The organism is Telluria sp. ZT3P39 (assembly GCF_059685935.1).
Genome location: NZ_JCASIH010000009.1, coordinates 100,782 through 115,775 on the forward strand (window position 1 = coordinate 100,782; position 14,994 = coordinate 115,775).

At 63.7% G+C, this 14,994-nt stretch carries 12 protein-coding genes and 3 tRNA genes; 9 read left to right on the plus strand and 6 right to left on the minus strand.

What is annotated here, in order from left to right; all coding sequences use genetic code 11:
* Window positions 1–31: 31 nt before the first annotated feature.
* The 3 genes from AC56LR_RS11425 to AC56LR_RS11435 all read left to right on the plus strand — a co-directional run bounded on the left by AC56LR_RS11425 (window position 32) and on the right by AC56LR_RS11435 (window position 3,437).
* Window positions 32–571, plus strand: a complete 540-nt coding sequence (locus AC56LR_RS11425; RefSeq protein ID WP_171081460.1) for a phosphoribosyltransferase — start codon at window positions 32–34, stop codon at window positions 569–571.
* Between the two features lie 166 nt (window positions 572–737).
* Window positions 738–1,337 carry a MarC family protein gene (locus AC56LR_RS11430; protein ID WP_497130410.1) on the plus strand — a complete coding sequence of 200 codons (600 nt, stop codon included), beginning with the start codon at window positions 738–740 and terminating at the stop codon, window positions 1,335–1,337.
* 84 nt (window positions 1,338–1,421) lie between these two features.
* Complete coding sequence (locus AC56LR_RS11435; RefSeq protein ID WP_497130411.1) at window positions 1,422–3,437, plus strand: hybrid sensor histidine kinase/response regulator; 2,016 nt, start codon at window positions 1,422–1,424, stop codon at window positions 3,435–3,437.
* Between the two features lie 58 nt (window positions 3,438–3,495).
* Here the strand turns inward: AC56LR_RS11435 and uvrB are convergent, their stop codons facing one another.
* A complete protein-coding gene (gene uvrB / locus AC56LR_RS11440; RefSeq protein ID WP_497130413.1) occupies window positions 3,496–5,592 on the minus strand; it encodes an excinuclease ABC subunit UvrB in 2,097 nt (698 codons plus the stop codon).
* 116 nt (window positions 5,593–5,708) lie between these two features.
* On the opposite strand from uvrB, the gene AC56LR_RS11445 reads away from it, so the two are divergent.
* From AC56LR_RS11445 to AC56LR_RS11460, 4 genes are all read left to right on the plus strand, one after another.
* A complete protein-coding gene (locus AC56LR_RS11445) occupies window positions 5,709–6,920 on the plus strand; it encodes an amino acid aminotransferase (RefSeq protein WP_497130415.1) in 1,212 nt (403 codons plus the stop codon).
* 114 nt (window positions 6,921–7,034) lie between these two features.
* Window positions 7,035–7,110, plus strand: a tRNA-Asn gene (locus tag AC56LR_RS11450).
* A 273-nt stretch (window positions 7,111–7,383) separates the two neighbouring features.
* On the plus strand, window positions 7,384–8,169 hold the full coding sequence (locus tag AC56LR_RS11455; protein WP_497130416.1) for an alpha/beta fold hydrolase: 786 nt from the start codon (window positions 7,384–7,386) through the stop codon (window positions 8,167–8,169).
* A gap of 64 nt (window positions 8,170–8,233) precedes the next feature.
* Window positions 8,234–8,309: transfer RNA gene (locus tag AC56LR_RS11460), tRNA-Asn, on the plus strand.
* Window positions 8,310–8,405: 96 nt separating this feature from the next.
* On the opposite strand, the gene AC56LR_RS11465 is transcribed toward AC56LR_RS11460, so the two are convergent.
* Window positions 8,406–8,720 carry a hypothetical protein gene (locus tag AC56LR_RS11465; RefSeq protein ID WP_497130418.1) on the minus strand — a complete coding sequence of 105 codons (315 nt, stop codon included), beginning with the start codon at window positions 8,718–8,720 and terminating at the stop codon, window positions 8,406–8,408.
* Between the two features lie 144 nt (window positions 8,721–8,864).
* Here AC56LR_RS11465 and AC56LR_RS11470 point away from each other — a divergent pair.
* A tRNA-Asn gene (locus tag AC56LR_RS11470) sits at window positions 8,865–8,940 on the plus strand.
* Between the two features lie 128 nt (window positions 8,941–9,068).
* On the opposite strand, the gene AC56LR_RS11475 is transcribed toward AC56LR_RS11470, so the two are convergent.
* Window positions 9,069–9,917 carry a hypothetical protein gene (locus tag AC56LR_RS11475; protein WP_497130502.1) on the minus strand — a complete coding sequence of 283 codons (849 nt, stop codon included), beginning with the start codon at window positions 9,915–9,917 and terminating at the stop codon, window positions 9,069–9,071.
* A 92-nt stretch (window positions 9,918–10,009) separates the two neighbouring features.
* Complete coding sequence (locus AC56LR_RS11480; protein ID WP_497130420.1) at window positions 10,010–10,339, minus strand: hypothetical protein; 330 nt, start codon at window positions 10,337–10,339, stop codon at window positions 10,010–10,012.
* A gap of 157 nt (window positions 10,340–10,496) precedes the next feature.
* On the opposite strand from AC56LR_RS11480, the gene AC56LR_RS11485 reads away from it, so the two are divergent.
* Window positions 10,497–12,146 carry a response regulator gene (locus AC56LR_RS11485; protein ID WP_497130422.1) on the plus strand — a complete coding sequence of 550 codons (1,650 nt, stop codon included), beginning with the start codon at window positions 10,497–10,499 and terminating at the stop codon, window positions 12,144–12,146.
* On the opposite strand, the gene AC56LR_RS11490 is transcribed toward AC56LR_RS11485, so the two are convergent.
* Together AC56LR_RS11490 and AC56LR_RS11495 are read right to left on the minus strand one after the other, a co-directional pair.
* On the minus strand, window positions 12,128–12,583 hold the full coding sequence (locus AC56LR_RS11490; RefSeq protein ID WP_497130424.1) for a response regulator: 456 nt from the start codon (window positions 12,581–12,583) through the stop codon (window positions 12,128–12,130). The two genes, AC56LR_RS11485 and AC56LR_RS11490, sit on opposite strands and share 19 nt — an antisense overlap.
* Window positions 12,584–12,590: 7 nt before the next feature.
* Window positions 12,591–14,852 carry an ATP-binding protein gene (locus AC56LR_RS11495; RefSeq protein WP_497130426.1) on the minus strand — a complete coding sequence of 754 codons (2,262 nt, stop codon included), beginning with the start codon at window positions 14,850–14,852 and terminating at the stop codon, window positions 12,591–12,593.
* Window positions 14,853–14,994 lie beyond the last annotated feature (142 nt).

Sequence of the window (14,994 nt, forward strand, 5' to 3'; positions counted from 1 at the left end):
TACAACCATAAGAGCATAGGAATAGCCTGAAATGAATACCCCTGCATCGACCGACAAGGACCTCTGGGTTTCGTGGGACGAATACAACCGCATGGTCGAGCGCCTTGCCCTGCAAGTCTATGAATCGAACTGGAAGTTCGACATGGTGCTGTGCCTGGCGCGCGGCGGCGTGCGTCCTGGCGACGTCATCTCGCGCATCTTCGATGTGCCGCTGGCGATCCTGTCGACCAGCTCCTACCGCGAAGAGTCGGGTACCAAGCAGGGCAACCTGGACATCGCCAAGTACATGACGATGACCAAGGGCCCGCTGGCCGGCCGCATCCTGCTGGTCGATGACCTGGCCGACTCCGGCGTGACCCTGCAGAAAGTGCGCGAGCACCTGCAGTCGAACTACCCGGACGTGTCCGAAGTGCGTTCGGCCGTGTTGTGGGTCAAGGGCACCTCGAGCTTCAAGCCGGACTACCACCTGGAAGACCTGCCGCACAACCCGTGGATCCACCAGCCGTTCGAAGACTACGACGGCCTGCGTCCGCACCAGCTGTCGGCGTGGATGAAGAAGTTCGAGAAGTAATCTGCAGCCTGTCAAACGGCACTGCACGGAGCGGGGAAGCGCGCAAGCCTTCCCCGCTTTTCATTTCTGCTCGAGCCCACCATTTTCCGCTCGGATGGAGCGCGAGTGATGTATCTCTGCTAAGATCGTCTCGTCCTTTTTTAGGGTACTCAACAATAATATTCCTATGACCCAGAGCTTCTTCCAGACCTTCATCCTGCTGATCCTCGTCACCGACCCGTTCGGCAACGTTCCGCTGTTCGCCGCGGCACTGAAGGACACGCCGGTCCAGCGCCGCCCGCGCATCGTCGTGCGCGAGTGCGCCATCGCCTTCCTGCTGCTGCTGGTATTCATGTTCTTCGGCCAGCACTTCCTGGCCGCGCTGCACCTGAGCCCGGTCGCGCTGCGCATCGGCGGCGCGGTCATTCTCCTGATCATCGCGATCCGCATGATCTTCCCGCACCCGGACGGCGTGCTGGGCCGCAGCGAGCATGGCGGCGAGCCCTTCATCGTGCCGCTCGCCATTCCCGCGCTGGCAGGACCTTCGGCGCTGGCAACCGTGCTGCTGTTCAGTTCCGGTTCCCTGTCCGAAACCCTGGTGCATGTGGCGGCGCTGGCGGCGGTAGCCGTCGTCTGGCTGGCGGTCTTCCTGAGCGCCGAGCGCCTGCAGCAAAAGCTCGGACCACAGGTCATGACGGCCTTCGAGCGCCTGATGGGCCTGATCCTCACCGCGATGTCGGTCGAGATGCTGCTTGGTGGTATCCGCGAGTTCGTCAAGACGCTGTAGGGCTCTGCGGTGTGGTGTAAAACGGGCTAACTCTGGCAAACTTCCTCCAGGTATATTGCAACATTCACCAAGACCAGACATCGCATGAAACAGGAACATGCAACACCTTCCGAATGGCTGCCCTTCCTGAGCGGGGGCGGCCAGATGGGGGCCATGATGCGGGCGCACGACTGGTCTTCTTCACACCTGGGACATCCGCGCGACTGGCCGCAGGCGCTGCGCACGACCGTCGGCCTGATGCTCAACGCGAAGTTCCCGATGTTCGTCGCATGGGGGCCGGAGCTCGGCTTCCTGTACAACGATGCTTACGCCATGATCCTCGGCGAGAAGCACCCGGCTGCGCTGGGGGCAAGGTTCCATGCGGTCTGGGCCGAGATCTGGGACGACATCCATCCGCTGATCGTGCATGCGCTCAAGGGCGAGGCGACCTACATGGACCGGCTGCCCCTGCGCATGAACCGTCACGGCTACGACGAAGACACCTGGTTCCGCTTCTCGTATTCGCCGGTGCGCGACGAGGACGGCAGCGTGGCCGGGATGTTCTGCGCCTGCGTGGAGACGACCGCCGAGGTGCTGGCCGAGCGCTACCGCGAAGAAGAAAACCAGCGCCTCATGACCCTGTTCGAGCAGGCGCCCGGCATCATTGCCGTGTTGCGCGGCCCCGACCACATCTTCGAGATCACCAACCAATCCTACATGCAGCTCATCGGCCGCTTCGACCTGATCGGCAAGCCGGCGCGCGAGGCGATCCCCGAGATCGAGGGGCAGGGCTTTTTCGAGCTGCTCGACCAGGTCTACAGGTCGGGCCAGCCTTTCGTAGGGCATGCGGTGCCGCTACGCGTGCAGCGCGAAACCAATGGGCCGCTCGAAGAGCTGTTTGTCGACTTCGTGTATCAGCCGATCCGCGACGCCGCGGGCAAGGTGGCGGGTATCTTCGTGGAAGGCAGCGACGTCACAGCCCGCAAGCGCGTGGAAGACGAACTGCGCGCGGCCAACCGCCAGAAGGACCAGTTCCTCGCGATGCTGGCGCACGAGCTGCGCAACCCGCTGGCGCCGATCACCACCGCGGCCCAGCTTCTGCAGCGTGGCCAGCTCGACCCGGACCGCGCGCGCCACGCCAGCGCCATCATTGCGCGCCAGGCCGAGCACATGACCGACCTGGTCAACGATTTGCTGGACGTCTCGCGCGTCACGCGCGGGCTGGTGACCATCGAGAAGGACGAACTGGACGTGACCGGGGTCGTGCAGGGAGCCATCGAACAGGTGCGCCCGCTGCTCGACGCCAAGCGCCAGGAGCTGAAGGTCGAGCTGTGGGAGCAGCCGCTGCACGTGGCGGGCGACCGCACGCGCCTGGTGCAGGTGGTGTCGAACATCCTGAACAACGCCGCCAAGTACACGCCGGTCGCCGGCAAGCTGGTCCTGCGCGTGACGGCCGAGGGCGAAGAGGCCGTGATCGCGGTGCGCGACAGCGGGCAGGGCATCGATCCGCAGATGCTGCCCTATATCTTCGACCTGTTCACGCAGGCCGAACGCACGCCGGACCGCTCGCAGGGCGGGCTCGGCATCGGCCTGGCCCTGGTCAAGAGCCTGGTCTCGCTGCACGGCGGGCGCGTCTCGGCGCACAGCGAGGGCCTGGGGCAGGGCAGCGAATTCGTGGTGCGCCTGCCGCTGCAGCAGAATGCCGCCGCGATCGAGCCGCCTGCGCCAGCCGCCGCGCAAGCGGCAAGCGGCGCGGTGCGCGTGCTGGTGGTCGACGACAACGAGGATGCGGCGCAGATGCTCGCCACCTTGCTCGAAGCCCACGGCCATGCGGTCAGCGTCGAGTACGACGGCACCGGCGGCTTCGCGCGCGCCCAGCGCGAGCGCCCCGAGGTCATGCTGCTCGATATCGGCCTGCCCGACATGGACGGCCACGAGCTGGCGCGCCGCCTGCGCGCCTCCGGCGACACCGCGGGTGCGGTCCTGGTGGCGCTGACCGGCTACGGCCAGAGCGAAGACCGCGAACGGGCGCGTGAGGCGGGGTTCGACCGGCACCTGGTGAAGCCGGCGGATTTAACGGAACTGCTGCGGATCCTGGCGGAAGTGCGGGAGCCTGGTTAGCAGGCTGCGGCCTGGTGTTTCAGGTTGTCGATACCGGAGCGCGACCGCCTTCACAGCCTCACTTCCCCAGCATCGACACCACGTTATCGGCCCCCGGCGCCCCGAACGCCTGCTGCTTGAGCACATGCAGCTGGTCGCGCACCTGGGCCGCCTTCTCGAACTCGAGGTTCTTGGCGTGGTCCACCATGAGTTTTTCGAGGCGCTTGATCTCCTTGCTGATCTGCTTCTCGCTCATGGATTCGACCTTCGCCGTTTCTGCGGCGTCCTGCGCGCCCTCGAGCATGCTGCGCTGGGCGGCATTGCTGTAGACGCCGTCGATCATCTCCTTGATCTTCTTCTTCACGCCCACCGGCGTGATGCCGTTCTCGAGGTTGAAGGCGATCTGCTTGGCGCGGCGGCGCTCGGTTTCGTCGATCGCGCGGCGCATCGAATCGGTGACCTGGTCGCCGTACAGGATCGCGACGCCGTTCAGGTTACGCGCGGCGCGGCCGATGGTCTGGATCAGCGAGCGCTCCGAACGCAGGAAGCCTTCCTTGTCGGCGTCGAGCACGGCCACCAGCGACACCTCGGGCAAGTCCAGGCCCTCGCGCAGCAGGTTGATCCCGACCAGCACGTCGAAAGTGCCCAGGCGCAGGTCGCGCAGGATTTCCACGCGCTCGACGGTCTCGATATCGCTGTGCAGGTAGCGCACCTTGATGCCGTGGTCGCCCAGGTATTCGGTCAGCTGTTCGGCCATGCGCTTGGTGAGTGTCGTGACCAGCACGCGCTCGTCCTTGGCGATGCGGTCGTTGATCTCGCCCATCAGATCGTCGACCTGCGTTCTGGCAGGGCGCACGAAGATCAGCGGGTCGACCAGGCCGGTCGGGCGCACCACCTGCTCGACCACGTTGTCGGCCTTGCCCTTTTCGTAATCGGCCGGGGTGGCCGAGACGAACACGGTCTGGCGCATCTTCTTTTCGAATTCCTCGAATTTCAAGGGCCGGTTGTCCAGGGCGGAAGGCAGGCGGAAGCCGAAATCGACCAGGTTGACCTTGCGCGAACGGTCGCCGTTGTACATCGCGTTGAGCTGGCCGATCATCACGTGCGACTCGTCCATGAACATCAGGGCGTCTTTCGGCAGGTAGTCGATGAGCGTTGGCGGCGGCTCGCCCGGCATCGAGCCGGACAGGTGGCGCGAATAGTTCTCGATGCCCTTGGTGAAGCCGATTTCGGCCAGCATCTCGAGATCGAAACGGGTGCGCTGTTCCAGGCGCTGCTCTTCGATCAGCTTGTTCTGCTGGCGGAATTCTTCGAGGCGGTCGCGCAGTTCGGCCTTGATCGATTCGACCGCTTTGAGCACCGTGCCGCGCGCCGTGACGTAGTGCGAGCCCGGGTAGACCGTGAAGCGCGGGATCTTCTGGCGCACGCGGCCCGTGAGCGGGTCGAACAGCTGCAGGGATTCGATCTCGTCGTCGAACATCTCGACGCGGATCGCGAGTTCGGCGTGCTCCGCCGGGAAGATGTCGATGGTGTCGCCGCGCACGCGGAAGGAGCCGCGCGAGAAATCCATCTCGTTGCGGGTGTACTGCATCTGGATCAGGCGCGCGATGATGTCGCGCTGGGCCACCTTGTCTTTATGGCGCAGCGTCAGGATCATCTTGTGGTATTCGTTCGGGTTACCGATACCGTAGATGGCCGAGACGGTGGCCACGATGACCACGTCGCGCCGTTCCATCAGCGACTTGGTGCACGACAGGCGCATCTGCTCGATGTGCTCGTTGATCGACGAGTCCTTTTCGATGAACAGGTCGCGCTGCGGCACATAGGCTTCCGGCTGGTAGTAATCGTAGTAGGACACGAAGTATTCCACCGCGTTTTGCGGGAAGAATTCGCGGAACTCCGAATACAGCTGGGCAGCCAGGGTTTTATTTGGCGCGAACACGATCGCCGGACGGCCCGCCTGGGCGATCACGTTGGCCATCGTGTAGGTTTTGCCGGAGCCCGTTACGCCCAGCAGCGTCTGGTACATCAGGCCGTCGTTGATGCCTTCGATGAGTCCGGCGATCGCGGTCGGCTGGTCGCCGGCCGGTTCGAATGGCTGGTGCAGCTTGAACGGCGACCCGGGATAAGTAATGATCGTCGGTTCCGGGGCATTTGCGATGGATAAATCAGCCATACTTTCAGACCTTTGCTAGAATGAGAATCCGCTTGCGGCACTGCAGCACAGTTATTGCAGTAGCGTCGCTGTCTATACAATTGCTGCGAACCCACCGACAAACTCAGTTTATCACGATGACTTCCACAGCCTCCGCCAGCCTCTTCGGCGCCATTGACATGGCCCCGCGCGACCCGATCCTGGGCATTACCGAAGCATTCAATGCCGACACCAATCCGGCCAAGATCAACCTGGGGGTCGGCGTCTATTACGACGACAACGGCAAGGTTCCTTTGCTGCAGTGCGTGCAAGTGGCCGAGGCGAAGCTGATGGAGCAGAAGTCCCCGCGTACCTACCTGCCGATCGAAGGGCTGGCAGCGTACGACAAGGCGGTGCAGGAGCTGGTATTTGGGGCCGACAGCGCGCTTATTCAAGAGAAACGCGCGATTACCGTGCAGGCCATCGGCGGCACCGGCGCGCTCAAGCTGGGCGCCGACTTCCTCCAGCGTTTCTCGCCCGGGTCCGAGGTCTACATCAGCGATCCGAGCTGGGAAAACCACCGCGCGCTGTTCGAGAGCGCCGGCTTCGTGGTCAACAACTACACCTATTACGATGCCGCCACCCATGGCGTCGACGTCGAGGGCATGCTGGCCTCCCTGAAGGCCATGCCGCGCGGCTCCATCGTCGTGCTGCATGCCTGCTGCCACAATCCGACCGGCGCCGACCTGACGCAGGGCCAGTGGGGCCAGGTGATCGATGTCGTGGCCGACCAGGGCCTGGTGCCTTTCCTCGACATGGCCTACCAGGGCTTTGGCGCGGGCATTACCGAGGATGGCGCCGTGGTGCGCCGCTTCGCCGACACCGGCATGCCGTTCCTGGTGTCGAACTCGTTCTCGAAGTCGTTCTCGCTGTACGGCGAGCGCGTCGGCGCGCTCTCGATCGTCGCCACCAGCTTTGATGAAGCCGCGCGCGTGCTGTCGCAGCTCAAGCGCGTGGTCCGCACCAACTACTCGAACCCGCCGACCCACGCCGCCAAGGCGGTCGCCATGGTGCTGTCCACGCCGGAACTGCGCCAGCTGTGGGAAGACGAGCTGGCCGGCATGCGCGTGCGCATCCGCGAAATGCGCGGCGCCTTCGTCGAGAAACTGAAAGACAAGGCGCCAGGGCACGACTTCGAGTTCGTGCGCAGGCAGGTCGGCATGTTCTCGTATTCGGGCCTGACCAAAGAGCAGGTCGGCAAGCTGCGCGAGCAGTCGATCTATGCCGTGGACACCGGCCGCATCTGCATCGCCGCGCTGAACTCGACCAACCTCGACCGCGTCGTTGACGCCGTGGCGAAAGTTCTTTAAAATCTTGGTCTTCGGAATTGATTCGTTTCGATTTCGAAGACTGGCAGGAATGCTTGTGCTGCACGCGGTGAATTTGACAACGTGTCCTTGCAAACATATAATGCTGCCATCAATTCCCTGATAGCTCAGTTGGTAGAGCGACGGACTGTTAATCCGCAGGTCCCTGGTTCGAGTCCAGGTCGGGGAGCCAGAATATTCGAAGGGCTGCGTGCAAACGCAGCCCTTTGTCATTTCCGGTCCTCGCGCCGGCGCGGTAGTCTTGGCGCTTTCCCGCTGAGCCGCTCCTGGCATCTACCCCAGCCCCTGCGCCATACAGGGTTTTGGCGCAGCCGCGCGCGCCGATATGCGAAAAGGCCACACTTCACGGTGCGACCTTTTTGTTTTTTTGCGTAGTTGCTCATCGGTAGTTGCTTTTCTATGCGCAGAGAGTAGTCTGTCAATACATTCTTATTGGAACTGCATAGTGAAGCACTTACCAACGAGTAAAAGTATCGCGGTCGGGGGGCAGGTGCTGCGCTTTTCCCTGTCAGGGGAGGGGAGCCCGACCATCGTCATGCTCAGCGGCTCCGGCAGCCCACTGGAAGGGTGGTACAGGCTCTTCCCCGAGCTACCCAAGCTGGGTATGGTCGTCACGTACGACCGCCCCGGCGTCGGCGCCAGCGCGCGGGCCCGCGAGCCGCAGCTGGGCACCACCGTCGTCCTGCAATTGCGCGCACTGCTGCGCGAGATCGGGGCCCGGCCGCCTTTCCTGCTGGTCGGCCATTCTTTTGGCGGGCTGCATGCGAACCTCTTTGCCCGCGTCTATCCCGAAGAGATTTGCGGCGTGCTCTTCCTGGAAGCCACGGCGCCGGACGACGTGCTCCACATGAAGCGCTATCTGTCCGGCCTGCAGCGCGCGGCGGCCGGCCTGCTCGACCGTTTGTCGCCGCCGGACCCGAACGACGAGATCAGCAACGAAGTCGAGACCGTGGCCGAGATTGCCGAGGCGCCGCCCTTCCCGCCGATTCCCGTCACCGTGATCTCGGGCGGCAAGCGCCTGCCGCTGTGGATGGCTTCGGTCGACGCCCAGCGCGAGCGCGAGCGCAACCAGGAAGCGTTGGCGCGCCTGTCGCCGCTGGGCGAGCGCGTGATCGCGAAGGGGAGTGCGCATTTTCCCCAGATGTCCGAGCCCCAGCTGGTGCTGGCGGCCCTGGAAAAGCTGGCGGCACGCAGCGGCGTCGCTCAGGTGGAGCGCCAGCTTCTGCAATAAACTCGCCTTTCGAAAGCCCGGGGCTTCGCGGAATCGAAAAGCACTGCTATAATGCGGCCTCTAATCCCTGATAGCTCAGTTGGTAGAGCGACGGACTGTTAATCCGCAGGTCCCTGGTTCGAGTCCAGGTCGGGGAGCCAGAATGCATGAAAAGGGCCCGCAGCGATGCGGGCCCTTTTTTATTTTCTGTCGATTTTTTTACACTTGTCAAAAAACCGACGGTCCCTGGCGAGCCCTTAGCTGCACTTCGGCTGGTTGATCGCCGGCAGCAGCCGGAGCTTGATCGTGCGGCCGTCCAGCTTGCCGTCGCGCCGCTCGTCCCTCATGCTGAAGGCCATGTGCTTCTCGTAGAGCGAGCGCAGGAAGGCCTCTTCGCTCATCGGCTGCTCGTTCGCATCGAGATACACCACCGTCTGGAAGCGGTCGACCACGTCCTTTTTCCATTGCATGATCTGGGCGCGGTTCGGCTCCCCGGCGCAAGGCGTTTGCGCGGCGGCGGCGCCGATGCAGGACAGGCCCAGGACGGCGGCGGCAAGGATTTTGAAGGACACGGGCAGGCTCGATATGAAGTGGCGAAGCTGCGATGGTAGCAGCGCGCCGGCCCGCAAAATCCTCGCACTGTCACGCATCCCATGCCGCCGTTTATGCGTGGCACTGGTCAAAACGTTTTCGGGCCGTTATAATGCGGCCTCTTTTCCCTGATAGCTCAGTTGGTAGAGCGACGGACTGTTAATCCGCAGGTCCCTGGTTCGAGTCCAGGTCGGGGAGCCAGAATAATCAAAGGGTTGCGTTTCGGCGTAACCCTTTGTCATTTCGGGCGGTGACACAAACGTGACAGCCGTATCACGTTCCCCCCTTGCTTGCTCTGTTCGATCCGCGCCGCCGCGACCGTCAGGTTCTCAGTCGCAAACTTCGCGTACCGGTCCACCATGTTGCGCGACTTCCATTCTCCCAGGTCCTTCAGCTCGTCCCAGCCTGCCGATGCCATGACGCCCTGCTGCAATAATTCGTTGATGCGGCCGTTGAAGCGCTCGACCATGCCGTTCGTCTGCAGGTGCTGCTGCGGCGGCGGGGTAAATGATCGCACGAAACTGAACACTTAAATTACCGATAGGTTGACCATGCCAGGCCACGATGAGATTGAGTGCTGCTTCATTGCGCACTGGCAGTAAGGTCGGATTACGAAGCAGGAATCGTTCGGCCTGTTCGCCTTCCTTATACCATTCATTTCTCCGGGCCAGTGCCCAGACGGCGTCAGCGGCGTCTTTAGCGCTACCATATTCTTCAATGAGGCGCGCAGCGATCGCTTCCCGTGCGCCGCTGTCAATCGAGGATGCGTGTTCGCTACGTATGCGGAATGCTTCCAGAAAACGCTGGCGAATCGATGAGACATCAATTCGAAATTCACCCATTCCGTCATCCACTATAGCCTGAGCCACAGACGGTTCTGCCGGAGCCTTATTCTGTATGATTTCCAATGATCGGATGCGGGTGCGCTGAACACGGCGGCCGGTAATAAAGAGTCGGCCATCCGAGGTTGGCCCTGGCGCGATGGCACTAGCGGCAGAGAGATATGCATTCTTGTACAGATAGTGGGCGATCCTGACGGCGTACTTCAGCACGGTTTGTTCAATATTGTCACTGGCGTCAACATAGATGCCGCGTACAAGTTGGACCAGATTGCCTGCCTCAGCTTGCTGGTGAGCGCGCGCTTTGTCGATCGTTTCGCCAACAAGATGAAGTGCCATTTTTTAACTTTCCCGTATCTGAGAAACGCGAAAGTTAGATGTCCTCTCATACGGCAGGCTCCTTTTTGTTTGGCGTCTCCGCCGGGAGGCCCTCAGCGGAACTTCTTCTTGTTCGACGTATACGTACGAGTATAGAAGCCCGGGGGCTTGTTCGCGACCCAGTCGACGAAGCTGCGGATTTCGTCGTGGCCGCGCAGCGCTTCCCAGGTGTGATAGGCCTGCAGCAGCTCGCGTTCGGTGAAGGCCGAGTGGATCTTGCGGTGGCAGATCCTGTGGATAGGGAACTGTTCCTTGCCCTTGAAGGTGCGCGGCACCAGGTGGTGGCGGTCGATGTTGACCGTGCCCAGCAGCCGGCCGCAGAGCGGGCAGGATGCTTCCGGCAGGGGCGTGGATTCCGGCGGTTCGGGCTGGCGCTTGCGCATGCGCCGTAGATGGCGCTGGGGCGGCAAGTTACAAGTGCCGGCTGGCGAGCCCGGCGCACGATTGAAAACTGTGAATTGTGTCGTAAATCACGAGACATGTTGTAGAATTAATGCTTACCCTTTTGCAATTTCGTGTTCCATTCCTGACCATGACGCAATGATAGACGATCGTCCTGACTGCTCCATTCTCCTCATCGACGATGAGCCCTTCGCGCAGGACATCATTGCTCACGGACTGAAGGGATGCGTCAGGCATTCCCTCTGCTATGAATCGAGTGCCGCGCGCGCCGTCGAGGTAGCGCGCATGGCAGGCGCCACCGTCGTGCTGGTCGACCTGCGCATGCCCGACCTGGACGGCTTCGAAGTCACCGCGCTGCTGCGCGCCCATCCCGACACCGCGGACGTCGCGGTCATCATGCTGTCGTCCGAAGACGATGCCGACGTCAAGGCGCGTGCCTTTGCCGCGGGCGCCAACGATTACCTGGTCAAGTGGCCGGACCCGCGCGAGCTGGTGGCGCGCGTGCGCTACCACAGCGATGCCTGCATTGCGCGGCGCGAGCGCGACGCCGCGTTTGCCTCGCTGCGCGTGAGCCAGGAGCAGCTGGCGGCCAGCCAGTCGGCGCTGCACCAGGCGCAGAAGATGGAAGCGATCGGCCAGCTTACCGGCGGCGTCGCCCACGACTTTAACAACGTCCTGCAGATCATCGGCGGCAACCTGCAGCTGCTCAAGCTGGTCGGCAACCTGAACGAGAGCGCCCGCACTCGCGTGGACATGGCCCTCACCGGCGTCGAGCGCGGCGCCAAGCTGGCCGCGCACCTGCTGGCCTTCGCGCGCCGCCAGCCGCTGCAGTCGGTGGTGGTCGATCCGGCCCACCTGCTGCGCCAGATGGACGACATGATGCGCCGCGTGCTGGGGCCGAGCGCGCGCGTGGTCACCGAGATCGAGCCGGGACTGGGCAGCACCACGGTCGATCCGGACCAGCTCAATAACGTCTTGCTGAACCTGGCCATCAATGCGCGCGACGCCATGGCCGGCAGCGGCACCCTGACCATCCGTGCCGCGAACGCGAATGGCGGCGCCGCGCTGCCGCCGGAAGTGCCGCCGGGCGACTATGTGATGCTCGAAGTGGCCGATACCGGCAAGGGCATGCCGCGCGAGGTGCTGCTGCGGGCCTTCGAGCCCTTCTTCACCACCAAGCCGACCGGGCAGGGCACGGGACTGGGCCTGTCGATGGCCTATGGTTTTGTCAAGCAATCGGGCGGCGAGATCGTGCTCGAGAGCGAAATCGGCGAAGGCACCAGCGTGCGCATCTACCTGCCGCGCAGCGATGCCGCGCCCGCCGATATCGAACAGGTGGCCAGCCAGCCGCTGGCCGGCGGCCTGGAAACCATCCTGGTGGTCGAGGACGAAGACGCCGTGCGCGATTGCACCTCGGCCATCCTGTCGGCGCTGGGCTACGAAGTGCTGGAAGCGCCGGATGCGGCGGCGGCGATCGACATCATCGAAAGCGGCCGCCACGTCGACCTGGTGTTCTCCGACGTGATCATGCCGGGTCCCGTGACCAGCCTGCAGCTGGGCGAGGTGGTGCGCGAGCGCCTGCCCGGCGCCAAGCTGCTCTACACCTCGGGCTATGCCGAGGGCCTGCTGTCGCACGAAGGCAAGGTGGATGCCTCGGTGCACCTGCTGCAGAAACCCTATCATCCGGACGCGCTCAGCGCCCGCATCCGCCACCTGCTGCGCAGTCCGCGCCCCCAGCGCGAGGGCGCCGGCAAATCAGGCGGCCAGGCTCACTTGGGCTTGATGTAGCGGCGCGAGCCCGGGGGCGGTTCGTTCAGGACCGCCCAGAAGATGCCAAGGTCGGCGATCGCGCGCACGAATTCACCGAAATCCACCGGCTTGACCACATAGGCATTCACGCCCAGTTCGTAGCTGCGCAAGACATCCTGTTCTTCCTTCGACGAGGTCAGCATGACCACGGGGACGCTCCTGAGCGCCTCGGTATTGCGGATTTCCTTGAGCACCTCGAGCCCGTCCACCTTCGGCAGTTTCAGGTCGAGCAGGATGACGGCCGGATTACCGACCGCACGCTGGGTGAATTCGCCACGGCGGTGCAGGTAGTCGAGCGCCTCGGCGCCGTCGCGTACGACCACGACTTCGTTAGCCAGCTGGCTCTTGGCCAGCGCGATCAGCGTCAGTTCCAGGTCGTGCGGGTTGTCTTCGACGAGAAGAATGGGTTTGAGCATCTGGGCCTCAAATAATTGGGTGTTTCGGGATACTGAACGAGAAGGTCGCGCCTTCTCCCTGCACGGAGTTGGCCCAGACACGGCCGTTGTGGCGCTCGATGATGCGGCGCACGTTGGCAAGACCAATGCCGGTGCCCTGGAAGTCTTCCATCCGGTGCAGGCGCTGGAAGACGCCGAACAGCTTGTGCACGTAGTCCATGTTGAAGCCGGCGCCGTTGTCGGCGATGTGGAACACGGTCTCGTTGCCCGCGTCTTCGGAGGTGATGGTGATGATCGCCGGGTCGCGCGCGCCGGTGAATTTCACCGCGTTCGAGAGCAGGTTGAACACGGCCAGGTGCAGGAAGGTCGGGTCGGCGCAGACCGAAGGAAGCCGCTCGATGTGCCAGTCGACGTTACGGTTCGCCATCTCGACGCCGAGCTTGTCGATGCAGCCGGCCACCAGGTCGTTCATGTCGACCCTGGTCGGGCGCAGTGCGGCACGGCCCATCTGCGAGAACGACAGCAGGTCGTCCACCAGCTTGCCGGCCAGGCGCGCCGATTCCTTGATGTTCTTCAGGAAGCGCTGGCGCCGCACCGGGTCTTCCACGCCGCTTGATTCGATCAGGAGGTCGGAGAATCCGACGATGTGGCGCAGCGGCGCGCGCAAATCGTGCGAGACCGAGTACGAGAAGGCCTCGAGCTCCTTGTTGGCGCGGCCCAGCTCCTCGGCCAGTTCGGCCATCTGCTCGGCGCGCTCGAGCGCAATGCCCAGCAGCGCGGTGCGGAATTCTTCGGTCAGCTCGACTTCGGCCACATGCCACGGCTGGCTGCGGCCATGGATGGTCTCGCGCCAGGAGTGGAAGCTCAGGCGCGGCGTCAGCTGGGCAGGGCTGCCGGCAGTCGCCGCCGTCGCGGTGGCCTCCTTTTCATACGGGTTGCCGGCCCATTCGATGGTCTGCACCACTTCCGGGCGGAACCACAGCAGGTAGTGCTGGTGGATGCGCGAGATCGGCAGCGCCAGCAGGCCGCTGGCGTTGCGGACCATGCTTGCCGCCGGCGGATACTCGCCCATCAGGTGATCGGTATGGAACACCCCGGAATGGCCCTGCGCCGCCAGCCAGCCGGCCAGCGCACGAATCTGCGGCTCGGCCGGGGTGTCACCATAGCTCAGTACGCGGTCGTCGACCACGATGGCCACGCCGCCGGCGCGCCCGAAGCGCAGCAGCTCGGGAAACACGGAGCTCATGTTCTCGAGGAAGTCGGCGCCTTTGGTGAGGTGGCCGAGCACCTCGACCATGATCCGGCGTACCTCGAGGCGGAACTGCAGTTCGCTGGCGTCTTCACGCGACTCGATGCACAGCGCCAGGATCTGTCCCAGCTGCTCGCAGGCGGTGCGCTCCTCGACCGGGACCGGGCAAGGCGTGGCGTTATGGCAGGAAATCAGGCCCCACAGCTTGCCCTTGACGATCAGCGAGACCGACATCGAGGCCAGCGTGCCCATGTTGCGCATGTATTGCAGGTGCACCGGCGAGACGCTGCGCAGCGCCGCGAACGACAGGTCGTTGCGCTCGCCGCTGGTGGGGTTCAGTTCGGGCACCAGCGGCGCGGCGACGTAGTTGGCGTCCTGGATCACGCGGATCGGCGAGAGCGTGTACAGCGCGCGCGCCTGGCCCGGGATGTCGCTGGCCGGGAAGTGCTGGCCCATGTACGAATCGTAATCGTCTTCTTTTGATTCGGCCACCACATGGCCATGGCCATCCGGGTCGAACTGGTAGACCATCACGCGGCCGTAGCCGGTCACTGCGCGCACGTGGCGCGCGGCCAGTTCGGACAGGGACGGAATCGATGCCGACTGGTTCACCTTGAGCAGGAAGTCGCCGATCAGCGGATACAGGTGGCGGAAGTCGGCTGCGCCGGGACGTCCCACATGTTCGAACTCGAGGATGACCAGGCCGTCCCAGGCATGCGCCAGCACGTCGAAATGGACGCCATTGGCGCCATCGACCGTGCCGATATAGGCCGGGCGCGAAGCCAGTTTGCCGGCGTCGAGTGCGGACCTGAGCAGGGCGGCGGTCGCCTCGCCCACCACCTGCGCGAGCGCGGCGCCCGCGGCGTCGTCTGCGGCCATTCCGGTCCAGTGCCCGAGGTTGGCGCTGGCTTGCAGCACCGTCAGGGCGGGGCCGGGCGAGAGCGTCAGCATGAAGCCGTGCGGCTGGATGCTTCCGGGCGTGCGGATCGGCTCGTTGGCGCAGGAGCGGAGGTCGAGGATGTCGGGGGAGGCCTGGGTCATATGCGAACGAAAAGGGCGTGGGCGTTACAGTTTGGCATTGTAGCGTCAATTCCGGCGAATCCACCGGCAAGCTGGCCGCTTGTCCAATAATTTCTTGCATAGACGAGCCAGGCGTGCGGAGAATATTGCCCAAGAGCGATAT

Bases quoted from the DNA above. Each gene is read 5' to 3' on its own strand.
- AC56LR_RS11425 (WP_171081460.1), top strand. From the start codon at position 32: ATGAATACCCCTGCATCGACCGACAAGGACCTCTGGGTTTCGTGGGAC.
- AC56LR_RS11430 (WP_497130410.1), top strand. From the start codon at position 738: ATGACCCAGAGCTTCTTCCAGACCTTCATCCTGCTGATCCTCGTCACC.
- AC56LR_RS11435 (WP_497130411.1), top strand. From the start codon at position 1,422: ATGAAACAGGAACATGCAACACCTTCCGAATGGCTGCCCTTCCTGAGC.
- uvrB (WP_497130413.1), bottom strand. From the start codon at position 5,592: ATGGCTGATTTATCCATCGCAAATGCCCCGGAACCGACGATCATTACT.
- AC56LR_RS11445 (WP_497130415.1), top strand. From the start codon at position 5,709: ATGACTTCCACAGCCTCCGCCAGCCTCTTCGGCGCCATTGACATGGCC.
- AC56LR_RS11475 (WP_497130502.1), bottom strand. From the start codon at position 9,917: ATGGCACTTCATCTTGTTGGCGAAACGATCGACAAAGCGCGCGCTCAC.
- AC56LR_RS11480 (WP_497130420.1), bottom strand. From the start codon at position 10,339: ATGCGCAAGCGCCAGCCCGAACCGCCGGAATCCACGCCCCTGCCGGAA.
- AC56LR_RS11485 (WP_497130422.1), top strand. From the start codon at position 10,497: ATGATAGACGATCGTCCTGACTGCTCCATTCTCCTCATCGACGATGAG.
- AC56LR_RS11490 (WP_497130424.1), bottom strand. From the start codon at position 12,583: ATGCTCAAACCCATTCTTCTCGTCGAAGACAACCCGCACGACCTGGAA.
- AC56LR_RS11495 (WP_497130426.1), bottom strand. From the start codon at position 14,852: ATGACCCAGGCCTCCCCCGACATCCTCGACCTCCGCTCCTGCGCCAAC.